The sequence below is a fragment of the Photobacterium sp. GB-56 genome, assembly GCF_003026105.1.
In the GTDB taxonomy this organism is placed as follows: Bacteria; Pseudomonadota; Gammaproteobacteria; order Enterobacterales; family Vibrionaceae; genus Photobacterium.
The window spans coordinates 309,052-325,271 of the sequence record NZ_PYNW01000004.1 but is presented as its reverse complement, the minus strand read 5'-3'; the positions used below and the strand labels follow the sequence as shown (position 1 = coordinate 325,271).

Sequence of the window (16,220 nt, the reverse complement as noted above, 5' to 3'; positions counted from 1 at the left end):
TCAGAGTTGGGTAAGTATAAATATGGTTCAATGATCACACACTGAACCATATTATTGATGTTTAAAGTCTTATTGCGGTTACTTCAAGCTTGCTAAAATCGTTTCCGCTTTACTCGCTTCAAATTGTTTTGGCTCTTCAACGTTGAGCTGAGTTACCACGCCATTATCAACAACCATTGCATAACGTTGAGAACGAATACCACCAAAGTTAGCAGTGTCCATTTCAAGCCCTAATGCTTTAGTAAAGCTTCCATCGCCATCGCCCAACATCATAATTTCAGATGCGTTTTGCGCTTCGCCCCAAGCTTGCATAACAAAGGCATCATTAACAGATACACAAGCAATAATGTCGACACCTGTTGCTTTGATCTCATCTGCTAGCACGACATAACCCGGTAAATGGGCTTCAGAGCAAGTAGGAGTAAATGCTCCTGGTACAGCAAACAGCACAACACGTTTGTTGGCAAAAAGCTCTGCGGTATCGTGTTTAACCATACCGTCATGTGTGAGTTCACTGAGCACTGCGGCTGGTAATGTTTGGCCTTTTTCGATCATGGTTTACTTTCCTTGTTGTATTAGTTTGAAACAGTGTAGCGAGGATTTTATCTCACGGCTAATTTTGCTGGTGGAGCAATCATTGTCAATGTCATATTCAGATATTTGAAATTTGTTGTCTCAGTAGCGAATTGAACAAAGAAAATAAGCAAAATATCGCGACTGTAATGGAATGCGCATTACTTCACAGACTCACTATTTATAAAACCCTATAAATTATAAATAAAATTTAATGCTTCATATTTGGCTGGCTGTAGTGGAATGGCTGATTCCTAAATTCTTTGGCCTTATATTGTATGGTTATGAAATGCTGGTGGTTGTTAAATATAGAGACTCAATTTGAACATATATCTTGATATTGAAAAGGGTTAATACATGAGCTTTTGGAAAGTTATTGGTGGCGCAGCCGCTGGGATTGCATGTGTAGTGGCATTACCAATTGCAGGACCAGTAGGTGCAATTACTGCAGCAGGTGCAGCGATTGCGGGTGGTGTTGGTGCTGCCGCCGGTGGTGTTGCCGCAGCAATGGACGACGGTGAAGAAGAGGCAGAACGCCGTGGTGAGCGTCGAGCTAATGCTGAACAGGAACTTAAATACAGTAAATTAACGGCTGCGTTTGAAGACGCAAAAAATCGTTTAGACGAAACTGAAAATTATTTTAATTTACTGATCGCAATGGAAGCAGTTGGCCTTGCGTGTGCTAATTGTGATGGTGAAATTTCATTAGAAGAACGCCAAGAGATTGATGAATTTATTGCGGGTGTGTCTTCAAGTGAATTACCAAGTCACGTGAAGCGTAAAATCGAAGATATGGCTAAGAACCCACCAAATGTTAATACTGCGTTTGCACTAGCACAAAAGGTGGGCTTGAATTCATTTGAACTTTACAACGAAATCATCGAAGTGGTGATGCATGCTGATGGTCGTGTTCATGAGAATGAAAAAGCGTTCGAACAAGCATGGAATACATTGGTAAAAGCAGCGTAAGACAGGGCAGTAACAAATGAGTAGTAGATCGGAACGCTTTAAGAAAAGACAGCAACTTCGCAGTAATTATGCCGAGAAAAGCCATATTAAAGAACTGGCAAATTCTGAAGTATCGCAACAGATGTTAGCCCGTCAGGTTGATCAAGAGTTTATTGATAATGCGCTGTTAGAAAAAGCGCCGATCTACGATCTTAATGTCTCTGAAGCAGAAGTAAAAGCATCATTAAAGATGCTAGATAGTGATTTTAATAAAGAAAAATACGATGTGTTGTTTGAATCAAGTAAAGACGTTTTGATCAATCAACTGCTAAGCCCACTTAATTTAAGTCGTGCTGACTTAGAAAATGTCGATCGTAATTTTGAATACAATCGTGATGATTACACCAAATCACCAAAGAGTTCTGGTGGTGAAGGTGTATCGTTTGATACACAACGGAAAAAACTAAAGCTGCAATCGACTAACGAGCAGGGGCAGATTAAAGACACGTATACAGGTCAATATCACGATGCATCTGAGATGGACTTAGACCATGTTAAATCGCTAAAAGCCTTTCATGAAACTGGGGCATATATGTTATCAGATGTTGAGAAACGCCAATTTGCAGCTGATCCTGATAATCATGAATTTACCCATAACAGTTTAAACCGATCTAAAGGTGAAAAGGATCTTAAAGAGTTCTCAGAAACCAATGAACAAGCCGATAAAAGACGCACTAACGCTGCACATACAAGAGCAGAAAAAGCCGCGGAGAAATATGTACCGTCAAATCCTGTTGGTAAAACCGTTTTTGTTGCTAAACGTGGTGCGGTAGATGGTGTAAAAGCGGGTAGCCAACAAGGTTTACAACAAGCATTAGGTGCTTTGTTATCTGAGTTTATTTCTGCCACCTTCATAGAAGTAAAAGATATATTTAATAATGGTTTCAAAGGTAACGCACTGGAAATGTCGTGGGTGGATGCATTGATCTCTCGGCTTAATAACATCAAAAACAAACTGCTTTCAAAATGGAAGAATGTGGCTCAAGCGTTTGCAGCAGGGGCGTTGTCAGGCTTTTTAAGTTCAATCATTACCGCATTACTGAACATGTTTGTACGCACAGGAAAAAACATGGTGCGTATTATCCGTGAAGGCTTTATGTCATTAACCAAAGCGTTAAAAACATTAATATTTCCACCCGAAGGAATGACAGCAAAACAAGCAGCCCATGAAGCAACTAAAATCTTAGCCACGGGTTTAGTGATCACTGGCGGTATTATGGCAGGGGAAGCCATTGCTACTGCATTAGGGACGATTCCGTTTGCTGGCACTATCAGTATGGTATTGACAGGATTACTTTCTGGTTTAGGCTCTCTTTTTGTCGTGTTTATGTTAGATAAACTAGACATGTTTGGTGTTAATGAAGCAGAACGCCATGAGTTTATTATGGGACGTTTAGAATCTCGCATTACTGTCAGTATCGAGCGTTCAGAAACTATCATTAAAGAGCTAGGCTTGAGTTATTAGCGTGATAAAAGAATGAATTAAAGCTACAGGCTTTCATGGAAAGCTTGTGGCTTTTATATTCAATTTGTATTAATAAGAATACATACATTTCTTACTTTCTTTGTGTTCAATCAACACTTTATGAACAAGAGTATCTCCATCTTTGCTTAAGTTTCTTACCTGAAAACTTAAGAAGTATTGCTGAGCAGCAAATATCCGAATATAACTTGTTTCAATGTGAAGCTAAGTAATCGCAGTTTAAACTTATATCGAGCTTCTATACTTAATCAGGTTATTGAACCTTCAATTGTAGTGGTCAACAAATACTGGCCACAGTTTTACATGCTAAAAACTATAGCGTGTTTTGTGTTGGCTTTACTAAATTTTTAGCTGATTTAACCCTGAAAAGGAACTAAAAGTTATAGGTTGCACTAATCTATATAAATCAGTGGGTTAGCTGTTAAAGATGCCCGTTATGAGCGCGCTATATTTTTCCTATACTCTCTGAGAGGCGGATATTCAATTATGCTGATAAACATTAATGATGACTCCTTGCAAGGTCGTGTAAATAATCCAAATTATTATATTACTTTCAAACCAATACCACCGTTAAGTAATTGGGTGCAGGAGTTTTGGCAACTTAATGTACCTGATGGTCAGTATTTTTATCGTAGTCTCCCTGATAATTGTGTCGACATCATAATTAATCTTACTTTTCCTGAAGACGCCTTTGTTGTAACACCATTCTGCTCGGCTAAAGTATTTGAGATGACAGGGCCTGTTTCATATTTTGGTATTCGGTTTCGTATATTAGGGCATCAAGGAATAATCCAGGCTCCTTTGAGTCAATGGAGTAATGACGAGAATGTAACAATCATCAGTGACCTATTACCCAAACATTTATTAAGTGCTTTATACAATAACGCTTATCAGGCAATGTCATTTCAAAGACGTTGCGAAATTATTTCTCAAATATTACTTGGTAATATAGGTTCTAGCGAAGTTGATCGTAGATTAATACGCTTTATTTTGTATTGTGATCGAAGCATTACATCTGGTATTGATTTGTCTAATAAACAGTGTTCTGAATTTGGTGTATCAGCTCGGCACCTTCGTCGATTAACTTCACAATATTTAGGACTTTCGCCTAGAGAATTCACTAAGGTTTTTCGTTTTCAGAAAATATTACGTGCGATGAATATGGAGAGTTTCGTCGATGTATGGGCGTATTATTATTATGACCAACCGCACTTTAATCGAGAATTTAAAAATATATCTGGTGTTACTCCCAGCGAGTTTAGGACTATGTCCGCTTTGTACAAGGCAGATTGAATTAAATGAATAATAATATTGTTTTAATAATCTAATCTCAGGAGTAAATAAAATGATAGACGTTGATGCTATGTTCCCCGTAATGGTGACGAGTGATTTAGAGGCAGTAAAGCAGTTTTATGAGACCGTTTTTGGATTTAACGCCGTATTCTATGATTCAAATTTTTACCTTCATTTGGTCTCGCCTAATAATAATATCCAGCTTGGTTTTCTATTACCAAACGTCGCAAGCCAACCTGAATTTCTTCATCCTATAATGTCTTCTAAGGGGTATGTTATTTCGCTTGAAGTCAAGGATGCTACCTTTGCGTATGCCGAAGCTAAGCAAATGGATCTCAACCTTATAATGGCTTTAAAAGAAGAAGAATGGGGGCAAGTACATTTTATGATTCAAGATCCTGCAGGTTTAAGTATTGACGTCGTTCAACATTTGTAACCTACAGATAATGCGTTAAAAATAGAACAAATAAGAGATATGTACCGATAGCCGACACCTCTCCTTGGTGTGAATCAGTGATTGTAACACTCTAATTTATAATAAAACCTTTTTTAATTCTGAAGCGTGGATGCCATTTCGAACAATTATCATGGGTACTTCATGAATGTGTTTTGATCTGTTGTGTAAATATCGTTTCAGATCGTCGGTAGTTAAGGTGTCTGGCTATTTACCCAGTTGATGTTAATGCGACGTAGAGCACGACTATAAGTTTCAATCGTAGCGGGGCGTTTACCTTGCAAGGTGAGATGAGTAAGGTATTGTTCAAAAACATAGAGTAGTTATTGATGAAGCCGAAATTATTTATTTTAAACATGCCATTTGAAGATGGTCCCGGGAAAATGTGGATCTGTTCACACTGTGCACTTATTGAAGGTGCATTATCAGTAAATACGCACTGGGAAGATATGGTGGAAGTTCGCCGTATAGCGTTTCCAAAACCAAGAAAGGAAGTAGTGGATATATTGGGTGAAGAAAACCAATGGCTTCCTGTACTCATACTTGAAAATAATAAGACGATCACTGAACCAACAGAAATTATTAATTATTTAGCAAGAGAATTTAGCGGGGCTGCGGTACACCCATAATGAGAGTAAAGTAAGCCTAACTAGAAAATAAAAAAGGACTTAAAACAGTTAAATTTTGGTTCCTTCGTCGAATATTTTAGCTAACAATTTTAAGTCAGGATAACTTTTAGATAATGGTGTCTGGGAAAGTAACCATTATTTATTGAAATAAGCAACTAACAAGGCGTTATATGTCAAGGATAATTGATGACTCTTTTAGTTAATACCCCAAAGCCACCATACTATGCTGTTATTTTTACTTCAGTTCGTACTACGGGCGATAATGGTTATAGCGAAACTGCAAATAGGATGATTGAGCTTGCCGCACAGCAACCAGGCTATTTAGGTGCTGAATCAGCAAGAGAAGATCTAGGGGTTACAGTTTCTTACTGGCTTGATTTGGAGTCTATTAAAAACTGGAAGGCGAATACTGAGCACCAAGAGGCTCAAAAATACGGTCGTAAGTTATGGTATGAGTCATTTAAGGTTCGTATTTCAAAGGTAGAACGAGACTATGGCATATAACAAATAAGGATATGTGTCGCGTAGCCGACACCTATCCGAAGTGTTGAACAAGCCGAAGCCTCCCTTATATAAGTAAATATTGTGAATATTATAAAGGGTGTTGCTGAAAGTCGAACATAGCCTTACTTGCCCTAATAAATATCTACTGGTCTAAATAGAGTAACGTCCTAACACATTATGTCTTCACATGAGTTATCAATTCAGCTAATTCACCATTACCCTCATTATTTATTAGGTAAAGACACTTATAAAAAAAATACCGACCTACATCAGGTCGGTATTTTATTTGTATCAGGTTTATTGGCCAGCACAATCAAGCGACATTTTACCATTAGCATCGCGAGTTAGGGTGATAGTTGTACTTGCTTTTGAGGCACCTTTCGGTAAGTAAACTGCACATTTTTCAAAGTTTGGTACAAGTGCTTTATTGATTGTTTTAACCGCTTGTTTTTGGCTATCAACATTGTCACCCGAATAAATGGTAATGCTATCTACTTGTGCCAGCATTTGCTCAGAATGTTTAGCTGGAGCTGCATGTGCGAAAACAGAAACAGAGCTAAGTGCTAGTAATAGTAATACTTTTTTCATTATATACCTCTAATAATTTAATGAATATTGTGCGTTGGTTCGGTTGCTAATATAGCTATAAAACAAAACTAAATAAATAAAAAATTATCGTAAAACGATAATTAATTATTGTTAAGTTTGTTATGGATTATTACGGGATTAACTAATATCTTGATTATTATCAATAAATAGTGAATTAGAGTTTTTGAAGAACAAAACCAGAGAGGCGTGTTTTTGCATGTATTTCTGTATGAAAAGTATACATCTTTCTTTTTGGGTATAATTGAAAGGTGATTATCGCTGTTAATTATGAGTAAAGTGGTCATTCATTGCTGAATTATTAACTACTTTGTAACTTACGTAGATAAATAGTATTAACCTAATACTCGTCACTTTTTACATGGATGTGCTGTAATGACTATCTTTCTTGCTGGCTTTTCGCTTGGCTTATCTTTAATACTGGCAATTGGCTCTCAAAATGCGTTTGTATTGAAACAAGGACTTAAGAATCAATACGTGTTTATCATCTGTATTGTTTGTGCGTTGTCAGATGCATTATTGATTAGCTTTGGTGTCGCAGGCTTTGGCGTTATTGTCAGTAAGTATCCAGATATTGAAACTGTGGCGCGTTACGGTGGCGCAATTTTCTTAACGGTTTATGGGCTGTTGAGTTTTAAATCGGCATTGATGACGGATCATGCTTTGCTTATTGATCAAAGAACATCAGGTTCATTATTAAAAACGATACTGACTTGTTTGGCTTTTACGTGGTTAAACCCACATGTGTATTTAGATACAGTCGTGCTACTTGGCTCTATTTCTACCCAATATCAACCTTATGAGTGGCAATTCGCGCTGGGGGCTATCACGGCATCTTTTGTGTTTTTCTTTTCACTGGGCCATGGATCGCGTTTATTAGCTCCATTATTTCAGCAGCCTAAAGCATGGAAGGTGTTAGAAATACTGGTAGGGGTAATTATGTTATCTATTGCAGCATCGTTGGTTCTCGGTATTTGAGTCGGTTAGAGTGATTCAAATTACACCGAGAACAGCAATGGGAATAATGGTCGGGTATCAACGAGCCATATCAGCCCACACTTGTTATGGCTGCAGAACTGATGGCTTATGTGTTTATTACTGCATGACAGATTTTGAAAAAAGTTGAATCGTGATGATGCCTGCGGCAATAAGGATTAACCCAAGCAAGGCTGGAAAATCGAGCTTTTGCTGATATACAAAATAAGACAGTGTAGAGACTAAAAAGATACCGATCCCTGCCCAAAGTGCATAAGCGATGCCGACATTCATGATTTTAACGACTTGAGAAAGCCCATAAAATGAGATCGCGTAACCAACTAGTACAACAAGGCTGGGAGCGAGTCGGGTAAAGCCTTCAGATGCTTTCATCATGGTTGTTGCAAGCGTTTCAGCAATTATAGAAATAAAGAGTATCAGGTATACATTAGTCATAAAAATTACTCGCTAAATTGTTTTGTGTGCGTCTGATTGCTTGCTGCAAAGAATATTTAAGTGATAACCGTTGATACCAAGGTAATGAAGCTGGTTGAACAATGCTGTGTAACACGCGGCTATAATCCATCGTTAAACCAGGTGTCCATGCCATCATCATTGCACGATGTCGAATTTGAGCTGCAAGCCATAACTCAGGGCTGCACAACAGTTTTAAAAGTGTGAATATACTGCTGCTTTTTTTATACAAGACACCGTCTAATGCCGCTTCTAGTGCATAAGCGGTATTACTTGAACAGTTATTGGAGGTTAAATTATAAATAGGATTTTTATAACAATGATGCCAGAACTGCTTTAATGTTAGTGCGTTATATTGAATAAATTCTATTTTAACATTTGATTCACACCATTCAGCGGCTTCGGTTTTGTAATCCGGTAAGTAACGGCCAAGCACATTATTTTCAGGAGTCGCTTTTAGAGTGCGAATAAACTCAGAAGGTGAGCGATCAATATCTTCTGATGGATATAAACTAATATAACACTCAAATCCTGCTTCTAATGCGGCATGACCGGTAGAAATAACACCGTTTACATCTGTAGCTGCAATGTAACGATTAATAATGGGGCGAGGAACATGTGGGTTTTCTGCTGACCCCTCTGGTGTCCATATATGTATTGTTAACGGTTGCGTATTATTTCTATTTTCTGTGCTATTTATCGAATATACGCTGTCAGTTGTGGATATATATTCATTTCCACTATTATTTAATAATTGAAAAATAGGGCTGTTGTATTTTAATGAACTAACCTTCATTAGAACAATGATACTTCGAATACTTCCTGTGATCATAATAAACCCAAGAAAGTAAGAAATAACATAATTATAATTTTGTAATAGGAAAATAGAATAAAAGATTTGAATACATCCCCACACGATAGCTCTTTTCCAATGAGCAAAACGAACAACCCAAGCGGATGCAATATTAAAAATACCAACAGAAATATAAGTTAAACCAAAAGTCGCAGATAATAAAATATTGCTAAATTTGATATTTACGAGTGCCGAAATTGCGCAACAAAGGAATATTAATCCTTTTAAAATAAGGATGTTACGGTGCAACCCCAATCCGCTAGGCGCTACGATTAAAGTTGTTAAGCTTTCAAGTAAAAGAAAGTAACTGAAGGAATCAAATACTTTTCCGTCAAGGCCATCAATGAAGATGAGAAGGCCAGCAAATCCCCAAAGGGTGCTGAATCCTAACAGATGAAATATTTTACTTTTTACGAAAGGTGCACCGAAAAGTAGCATCGCTATTTGTAACATGAAGAACCGTAATTTTTTATTTGTGATCTAGAGTTCTAATAGAACTATTAGATAAAGCTAAAAGTAAGATACTTTCTAAAACTAATTGATATATTCAAAACGAAGGCGCGGATATTATTACATGGTTGAATGTTAATCAAGGTATTGTTTTATATTACTTATGTGATTCAATAATATAATCTAATATTGTAAGTTGTTACATAATAAGTCACGTTGTATTTAAATAATATTTTTATAATTCATCAATATATCATTTAAATTTATTCTGGATACTTAGGTAAATGCGATGACATATCGTGGTGGTATTTAAAATAAATCGTTAGAACCTTTAAACAGAGAGCAACATCTTTATTATCGTAATAATAAATAGAAAGAATGTTAAATAATAATATCTTTTCTTGTATAAAGCCTGACTATAAGAGCGTAGGATGAAGGTAATTATAAAGATAGGGTGCACGTTAGTGCATTAGCATTCAGTATGCAGTTAACACAAAAACCGTTAAAAAACAACGCATTACTAATTTCAATCCAAACGCCGCAATTTAAAGGCGATGAAGCAAAAAGTTCATTAGAAGAATTAGCACGCCTAGTGACGACATTAGGCTTTAAAGTTGTTGGCACACAGTCTCAAAAACTAAGCTCAACAAAAAAAATGAGTGTACTTGGTTCTGGTAAAATGGCTGAGATCGCGCAGTTAACTGGAAACCTTGGTGTTATTGAAGACGATGGTGAAGATGATCCTCTTGATGACATTGATTTTATAGATGTGTCACTCGATGATTTACCCAGCGTACTTGCCGATGTTGTGGTGTTTGACTGTGATTTAAGCCCATCTCAATTACGTAATGTGGAAAATCAATTAGGCGTTGAAGTGTTTGATCGCACAGGCATCATTATTGAGATATTTAGCCGTCATGCTCGTACACGAACGGCACGACTACAGGTTGAAATTGCTCGTCTTAATTATTTAGCGCCACGTTTACGCGAATCCACCAGCGGTAATAAAGAGCGACAAATGGGTAAAGGTGCGGGTGAAACAACGCTAGAGCTTGATCGTCGTAAAATTCGCGATCAATTGGCGGAATTGCGCCGTGAATTAGTCAGCGTTCAAGATGAAATGAAAGGGCGTCGAACTCAACGTTCAGAGCTTTTTTGTGTGGCGTTAGTTGGCTATACCAATGCGGGTAAGTCGTCTATGATGCGAGCATTAACAGGTAGTGATGTTGAAGGCGAAAATAAATTATTTGCTACGCTAGATACCACTGTTCGCGCCTTAAAACCAGAAACACAACCGCGTATTTTAGTATCAGATACGGTTGGTTTTATTAAAAAATTACCGCACGATTTGGTGGCATCTTTCCATTCAACCTTGGCTGAAGCTCATGACGCTTCCCTATTATTGTATGTGGTTGATGCATCTGATGTGTCATTCCGTTCTCAATTAGACGTTGTTCATGAAGTGCTAAAAGAAGTGGGTGTTGATGGTATAAAAAAACTATTAGTGCTGAATAAATCAGATCAATTAAGTGTTGATCAGCAACAGGCATTAATGGCTGAATTTCCTGATGCTATGATGACGTCAACCCGTAATCCACTAGATATTACCAAACTTCATCAATACGTTGTCGATGTAGCTCAACACGAGATGATAGAAGAAGAAATCATTGTGCCTTATACCGCAAAAGGGCTGATGGGGGATATTCGTTCGGTGATGAGTGTAACGAAAGAAGAATATGAATATGACCATATTAAGCTGACTGTTCGCTCTAATGAGATTGAACTCGCACGCTTGAAAAAACGGATGTCTGAATATCAAAAGTGACATATGTAGCTTTATATAGAAACTTTATTGAGTGAGCAAATAGCTGTGTGTGTTTGCTTGTTTATAACGATGGATTAAAGTTCTAGATTGATGTTTGAAATCAGTTGGTTGAGCCTTTGTCACAAATGTTGGATGGGATATCAAAAGCAGATAAACCGTGGTTTTTTATGCAAAGTGTTTATGGTTGTTTAAGCTTTGAACAAGCTTAGGGAGTAAACGCAAAAAATTAGTGTTTGTACTACTATAACACTTGCTATAAATCTGTATCTTGGTGTAATTTCTCACCACTATTTTTATTTGGAATTATGATCATGCCAAAGGCTAGTGACATTAAAAAATTTGCTGCTGTTGAAATCAACGGTAAAGTAGGTCTTGTTAAAGAAATTAGTAAGCTAACGCCTAGTGGTCGTGCTGGCGCAAGTCTTTACAGAATGCGTATTTATGATGTAGCTACTGGTACTAAATCAGACGTAAGCTTCAAAGCTGATGAAATGGTTAACTTAGCTGATTTCCGTCGTACAAAAGCATCATTCTCTTACATCGATGGTGAAGAGTATGTGTTTATGGATGATGAAGATTACACACCATACACATTCAACAAAGAAGCAATCGCAGAAGAACTACTATTCATCACTGAAGATACGAAAGGTATCGAAGTTCTTACTGTTGATGGCGCGCCTGTTGCTATCGAACTTCCAGCGACAGTTGAACTAACTATCGTTGAAACTGATCCATCAATCAAAGGTGCTTCTGCAAGTGCTCGTACTAAGCCAGCGACACTTTCAACTGGTCTAGTGGTTCAAGTTCCAGAATACATCGCGAATGGCGAAAAAATTAAAGTTAACACGGCTGAGCAAAAGTTCATGAGCCGCGCTGACAAGTAATAGGTTACTTATAATCTATACTGGATAAAACCAGCCTTCATCTTGCTAGCTTTTTGTTAAGCCGATGGGCTGGTTTTTTATTGGCTGCATGACGTCACGGAGCAATGGATAGTGCTATATCAAATACGACAAGCAGAAAAATCAGATCTTGCTGCGATATACCAATTAGAGCGTGAGCTATTTGGCAAACATTGTTATCCTGATTTTTTATTTCGTCAGGCATATGATTGTTGGCCAAGTGGATTATTGGTTGCCGTTTCAGAATGTGAACATGTAGTAGGCTATGTACTTGCAAGCCCAAGCTTTAATAGACAAACAGAAACGCAGAGCGATGCGTGGATATTAGGTATTGCGGTTGCGAATAAGATGCAAGGGAAAGGTGTTGGAAAAGCGTTGTTGAATAAGGCATTAGCGCTGCTAGCTGATTACAATCGAATTTTATTGACTGTGCACCCAAAGAACACGGCAATAAAGCTATATCAGAGACTAGGCTTTGTAGAGATAGGGCAAGAAGACGATTATTTTGGTTGTGGCTCACCAAGAATTAAGATGTGCTTAAATCGTAAAGAGTAGGCATATATTGTTTAAGTCGCTTGATATCATTTTCTACGGAAATAAAAAAGGGCATCCAAAGATACCCTTACTTCTTCAACTGTTCGTTGTAGATTAGATGCGCTCAACGTTAGCAGCTTGAGGACCTTTTTGGCCTTGCTCAACGTCAAAAGAAACTTTTTGACCTTCTGCTAGAGATTTGAAGCCTTCACCAGCGATAGCACGGAAGTGAACGAATACGTCAGCGCCGCCATTATCTTGAGTGATGAAACCGAAACCTTTCTCATCGTTGAACCACTTAACGATACCAGTTGCTTTAGACATGTGATGTCTCCTGAAATAAATTAATGTGTTACTTATGTACAAAAGAATATTGAAGCGCTTCAGGACAACTGTGTACGTTTGAACAGTGTAACGAAGTTTTTCTTTCACTTTGTTTCATAAATAGCCCTGTTATATAGGACGCTGATATTAAGCCATTTTCGATTTTAAAGAGCAAGTGAGTTACTTATTTATCGCGTTATAATGTGAGCCGCATTACAAAAAAAAAGCAAAGAATATTATGAAATAGGTGTCTTATTAATCAGGCTGGTTAATTCTTATTAGGAATTTTAATAATAACAGGTCTATCAATATCTATAAGTGTGCTCTAATCTTGCATTTTTAACTGGTAAATCACTTTTATGCAGTCGATTGTGAATGTGAGGCGGTAGGGTGGGAATATTAATTATGGATAAAAAAAGGGCCGTGACGACCCTTTTATCAAGTGCTATGTGAACTAACGTAACGTTAGATAAGCAAATAATTATGCTTTTTCAACATTTGCAGCTTGTAGACCTTTAGGACCTTGCTCTGTTTCGTAAGAAACTTTTTGTCCTTCAGTTAGGGTTTTGAAGCCATCGCCAGTAATCGCACGGAAGTGTACAAATACGTCAGCACCGCCGTTATCCTGAGTGATAAAACCAAAACCTTTCTCTTCGTTAAACCACTTAACGGTACCTGTTGCTTTTGACATGTTTTCTCCTGATAAACTTTACATCAAACACTGTGTCGCCAATATCGGGTTACTACGCTATTTGAGCTTGAACACTTCGAGGAAGCTATCCTTGTCCAGATTGCATTGTTGTAAACGAGTACTGGTCTATTTCAAGAGTAGGTGCTGATATGCTATTTGCAAATACAGGAAGGCTTTTTTTGTGGTGGATTTCACAAAAGATACCATTTTGTTATTACAGATTACATATATTGTCTAATTGTCATAATTATTAATTAAAATAGGGGTATTTATTGTGATATATCAAAAATTTGTTGAGCTTTTTGTGTGATATTTAAGCGAGAAACATAAGTTGATGCTCATAGAATCATCATTGAGCATTTAATCATGAGTATTGCTTGAGTTTACGAATGACTTTCTGATATAACGATTTCAGTAATAAACTGAGACTCGACGGTTATGTACTAGGAAGTGCATTATTTCTATCCCTTGCATTAAATCAGTTTCACAAGGTTTTATTTTCAGACTAAGGACTACACATGAACAACATCCTTGAACTCGTTCGTCAAACACGTCGTAAAAACAAACTTAAACGCGAAATCCTAGACAACGATCGTAAAATTCGTGATAACCGTAAGCGTGTTGAGTTGTTAGAGAACTTGATGGATTACATTAAGGCCGATATGAGCCACGATCAAATCGTTGAAATTGTTGAAAACATGAAAGGTGACTACGAAGATCGTGTTGATGATCATATCATCATCAGTGCAGAGCTTTCGAAAGAGCGTCGTGAAGTAAGCAAAGCAGTAAAAGAGCTGAAAAAAGCTGAAATTGCACATAAACACTAATTCTCAGCACTAGAAAGTTGAGATTGTGCAAAAGACATAGCATGCTTATATTAGTTAAATTAAACCGAGCGTAATGCTCGGTTTTTTTATATCTATCGCAAGTAATAACAATATCTATAGCGCTGGGCTTTTAAGTTTTAGCGCTGATTGGAAATATTACTTAAGGCAAAAAATAGCCCGAAACGATTCCTGTTTCGGGCTTAGGGGAATGGCTCTCGTAAGAGCCTTGCGCTAACTGGTTAGTAAATGGAGTATGATTACACTTTCAATGTTAGTTGAATAATGTTTATTTTCCAGTTATTGCATTTAATAAAGTCATCATTAACTATACTTTTTGATGCTAACGATATTTTTACCTTAAATATCAAATAGGTTAGTATCACGAACTAATTCACGAGGTAAGCCATTTTTGATACGGTTGCTCACCCATTTACCAATACCAATAGGGTAATCACGGTAAGTAACAATCACTTCACCTTTGCCTGCTGGTATTCCTGGGCGAATATCGCGTCCCATGAACCACTCTTTAGCTTGTTCAACATTAAGTTCAATAGCGATAGATTCTTTGCCTGTTGCCAGTGTCATTACCGCTTCATGTTGCCAGCGATAGCCTTTCTTGTGTTGTTCTGCGAGCTTAATACCAATACGTTGGAAACGGATTTCACCAATTAAAGTACGTAGCTGAGAAGGGAAAAGCCAAACTTCTTTATCACGTAACCAGACATCATGTTGCTCAGGTAAGGTAATATCTAAATCTTGTTTTAACTGTTGGGCTATCTCTTGTTGCTCTTTGTCTTTGAGCTGAGCAAACGGGAATTTCCCCATCCGCTTTTTTACGCTATCGGTTTCAACAGGTGCCAGCTTACGAATACGTGCGACAAAGAAACCTTCGCTATCAAAGATCTGAGGGTAAACGTGTAGGAAGCCATCTTCTGTGAGTGACTTTTCTGCACCATCGAACAGATCGCTTAGCGATTCAAATTGAACAGCATCACCAAATTTTTCTTTTAGGAAATGACAAACGTCTTGGTTTTCATTTTGGTTTAATGTGCATGTTGAATACACCATAACCCCGCCAGTTTTCAGAGCTTGGAATGCACTTACAATAAGGTTGCGTTGTACTTCGGCAATTTCATCAATAGAAGCTAGGCTCCAATTAGCCATAGCATCTTCATCTTTACGAATTGCACCCTCACCAGAACATGGCGCATCCAATAAGATCGAATCAAAAGATTCTGGTGCCCATGTGCCAAATACACAGCCATCAAAATGGGTCAGTGCTGCATTGTGAACACCACAACGTTGTAAGTTTGAATGGAGTACTTTAATTCGGCTCGCGGCTAACTCGTTGGCAACCAGTGCACCACGGTTTTGCATTGCAGATGCAATTTGGGTGGTTTTAGAACCTGGCGCTGATGCCATATCTAATACACAGTCTAATGCGTCATTATCTTTAAGCAATGCGGTTACTGGCATCATCGAACTGGCTTCTTGAATATAAAAAAGTCCTGCCATGTGCTCTGCGGTATTACCAAGAGAAACAGTATCTTCGTCTTCTCGTTCAATCCAAAAGCCAGTATCACACCAAGGAACAGGCGTTAATGTCCAACCACGATTTGCAACACGCGCTAAGAAATCCTCAACACTGATTTTAAGTGTATTGACGCGAATGCTGCGACGAAGGGGTGTTTTACAACAAGCAATAAATTCATCGATATCTAAATGCTCAGGCATAGTTTGCTTGATTAAATCGATAAATGCGTCAGGGATGTGAATATTCGGATGCAAAGGAAGGATCTCTATTAACTAGCTAAT

18 protein-coding genes and 1 pseudogene are annotated in these 16,220 nt (G+C 37.7%); 11 read left to right on the top strand and 8 right to left on the bottom strand.

The window, feature by feature from the left end; all coding sequences use genetic code 11:
* Positions 1-78: 78 nt before the first annotated feature.
* Positions 79-555, bottom strand: a complete 477-nt coding sequence (locus C9J42_RS07790; RefSeq protein ID WP_107208122.1) for a peroxiredoxin — start codon at positions 553-555, stop codon at positions 79-81.
* A 375-nt stretch (positions 556-930) separates the two neighbouring features.
* Here C9J42_RS07790 and C9J42_RS07785 point away from each other — a divergent pair, with 375 nt between their 5' ends.
* From C9J42_RS07785 to C9J42_RS07770, 4 genes are all read left to right on the top strand, one after another.
* Positions 931-1,542 carry a hypothetical protein gene (locus C9J42_RS07785; RefSeq protein WP_107208123.1) on the top strand — a complete coding sequence of 204 codons (612 nt, stop codon included), beginning with the start codon at positions 931-933 and terminating at the stop codon, positions 1,540-1,542.
* Between the two features lie 16 nt (positions 1,543-1,558).
* On the top strand, positions 1,559-3,046 hold the full coding sequence (locus C9J42_RS07780; RefSeq protein ID WP_107301859.1) for a hypothetical protein: 1,488 nt from the start codon (positions 1,559-1,561) through the stop codon (positions 3,044-3,046).
* Between the two features lie 504 nt (positions 3,047-3,550).
* Positions 3,551-4,357 (top strand): DUF6597 domain-containing transcriptional factor, encoded by an 807-nt coding sequence (locus C9J42_RS07775; protein WP_107301858.1) that lies wholly within the window; start codon positions 3,551-3,553, stop codon positions 4,355-4,357.
* Positions 4,358-4,409: 52 nt separating this feature from the next.
* Positions 4,410-4,793 carry a VOC family protein gene (locus C9J42_RS07770; RefSeq protein ID WP_107208126.1) on the top strand — a complete coding sequence of 128 codons (384 nt, stop codon included), beginning with the start codon at positions 4,410-4,412 and terminating at the stop codon, positions 4,791-4,793.
* Positions 4,794-4,982: 189 nt separating this feature from the next.
* Here C9J42_RS07770 and C9J42_RS21705 read toward each other — a convergent pair.
* Positions 4,983-5,125, bottom strand: a pseudogene (locus C9J42_RS21705) (phage integrase N-terminal SAM-like domain-containing protein); the annotation flags it as partial.
* Between the two features lie 15 nt (positions 5,126-5,140).
* Between C9J42_RS21705 and C9J42_RS07765 the strand changes: the two are divergent.
* Together C9J42_RS07765 and C9J42_RS07760 are read left to right on the top strand one after the other, a co-directional pair.
* Complete coding sequence (locus C9J42_RS07765) at positions 5,141-5,440, top strand: DUF3088 family protein (protein ID WP_107246678.1); 300 nt, start codon at positions 5,141-5,143, stop codon at positions 5,438-5,440.
* Positions 5,441-5,626: 186 nt separating this feature from the next.
* Positions 5,627-5,944, top strand: coding sequence for an antibiotic biosynthesis monooxygenase (locus C9J42_RS07760; RefSeq protein ID WP_107301857.1), 318 nt, complete (start codon positions 5,627-5,629; stop codon positions 5,942-5,944).
* 297 nt (positions 5,945-6,241) lie between these two features.
* Here C9J42_RS07760 and C9J42_RS07755 read toward each other — a convergent pair whose 3' ends face one another.
* Positions 6,242-6,532, bottom strand: a complete 291-nt coding sequence (locus C9J42_RS07755; RefSeq protein WP_107208129.1) for a hypothetical protein — start codon at positions 6,530-6,532, stop codon at positions 6,242-6,244.
* Positions 6,533-6,925: 393 nt separating this feature from the next.
* Between C9J42_RS07755 and C9J42_RS07750 the strand changes: the two genes are divergently transcribed.
* Positions 6,926-7,528, top strand: coding sequence for a LysE/ArgO family amino acid transporter (locus C9J42_RS07750; protein ID WP_107246673.1), 603 nt, complete (start codon positions 6,926-6,928; stop codon positions 7,526-7,528).
* Positions 7,529-7,645: 117 nt separating this feature from the next.
* On the opposite strand, the gene C9J42_RS07745 is transcribed toward C9J42_RS07750, so the two are convergent.
* Together C9J42_RS07745 and C9J42_RS07740 are read right to left on the bottom strand one after the other, a co-directional pair.
* Complete coding sequence (locus tag C9J42_RS07745; RefSeq protein WP_107246672.1) at positions 7,646-7,981, bottom strand: multidrug efflux SMR transporter; 336 nt, start codon at positions 7,979-7,981, stop codon at positions 7,646-7,648.
* Positions 7,974-9,305, bottom strand: a complete 1,332-nt coding sequence (locus C9J42_RS07740; RefSeq protein WP_107292334.1) for a hypothetical protein — start codon at positions 9,303-9,305, stop codon at positions 7,974-7,976. The genes C9J42_RS07745 and C9J42_RS07740 overlap by 8 nt, the downstream gene beginning before the upstream one ends.
* A 478-nt stretch (positions 9,306-9,783) precedes the next feature.
* Between C9J42_RS07740 and hflX the strand changes: the two genes are divergently transcribed.
* The 3 genes from hflX to C9J42_RS07725 all read left to right on the top strand — a co-directional run bounded on the left by hflX (position 9,784) and on the right by C9J42_RS07725 (position 12,584).
* Complete coding sequence (gene hflX, locus C9J42_RS07735) at positions 9,784-11,127, top strand: GTPase HflX (RefSeq protein WP_107208167.1); 1,344 nt, start codon at positions 9,784-9,786, stop codon at positions 11,125-11,127.
* Positions 11,128-11,438: 311 nt separating this feature from the next.
* Positions 11,439-12,011: an elongation factor P-like protein YeiP gene (gene yeiP / locus C9J42_RS07730; protein ID WP_107246668.1), complete on the top strand. Its 573-nt coding sequence runs from the start codon at positions 11,439-11,441 to the stop codon at positions 12,009-12,011.
* A gap of 111 nt (positions 12,012-12,122) precedes the next feature.
* Entirely contained in the window at positions 12,123-12,584 is a 462-nt protein-coding gene (locus C9J42_RS07725) for a GNAT family N-acetyltransferase (protein WP_107301856.1), read from the top strand.
* A 93-nt stretch (positions 12,585-12,677) separates the two neighbouring features.
* On the opposite strand, the gene C9J42_RS07720 is transcribed toward C9J42_RS07725, so the two are convergent.
* Together C9J42_RS07720 and C9J42_RS07715 are read right to left on the bottom strand one after the other, a co-directional pair.
* Positions 12,678-12,887: a cold-shock protein gene (locus C9J42_RS07720; protein WP_005367917.1), complete on the bottom strand. Its 210-nt coding sequence runs from the start codon at positions 12,885-12,887 to the stop codon at positions 12,678-12,680.
* Positions 12,888-13,368: 481 nt separating this feature from the next.
* The gene (locus C9J42_RS07715) at positions 13,369-13,578 is read right to left on the bottom strand and encodes a cold-shock protein (protein ID WP_005367915.1); all 210 of its coding nucleotides are present in this window, start codon (positions 13,576-13,578) and stop codon (positions 13,369-13,371) included.
* Positions 13,579-14,096: 518 nt separating this feature from the next.
* Between C9J42_RS07715 and C9J42_RS07710 the strand changes: the two genes are divergently transcribed.
* Positions 14,097-14,405 carry a DUF496 family protein gene (locus C9J42_RS07710; RefSeq protein WP_105060198.1) on the top strand — a complete coding sequence of 103 codons (309 nt, stop codon included), beginning with the start codon at positions 14,097-14,099 and terminating at the stop codon, positions 14,403-14,405.
* Positions 14,406-14,762: 357 nt separating this feature from the next.
* On the opposite strand, the gene rsmF is transcribed toward C9J42_RS07710, so the two are convergent.
* Positions 14,763-16,193 carry a 16S rRNA (cytosine(1407)-C(5))-methyltransferase RsmF gene (gene rsmF, locus C9J42_RS07705; protein ID WP_107301855.1) on the bottom strand — a complete coding sequence of 477 codons (1,431 nt, stop codon included), beginning with the start codon at positions 16,191-16,193 and terminating at the stop codon, positions 14,763-14,765.
* Positions 16,194-16,220 lie beyond the last annotated feature (27 nt).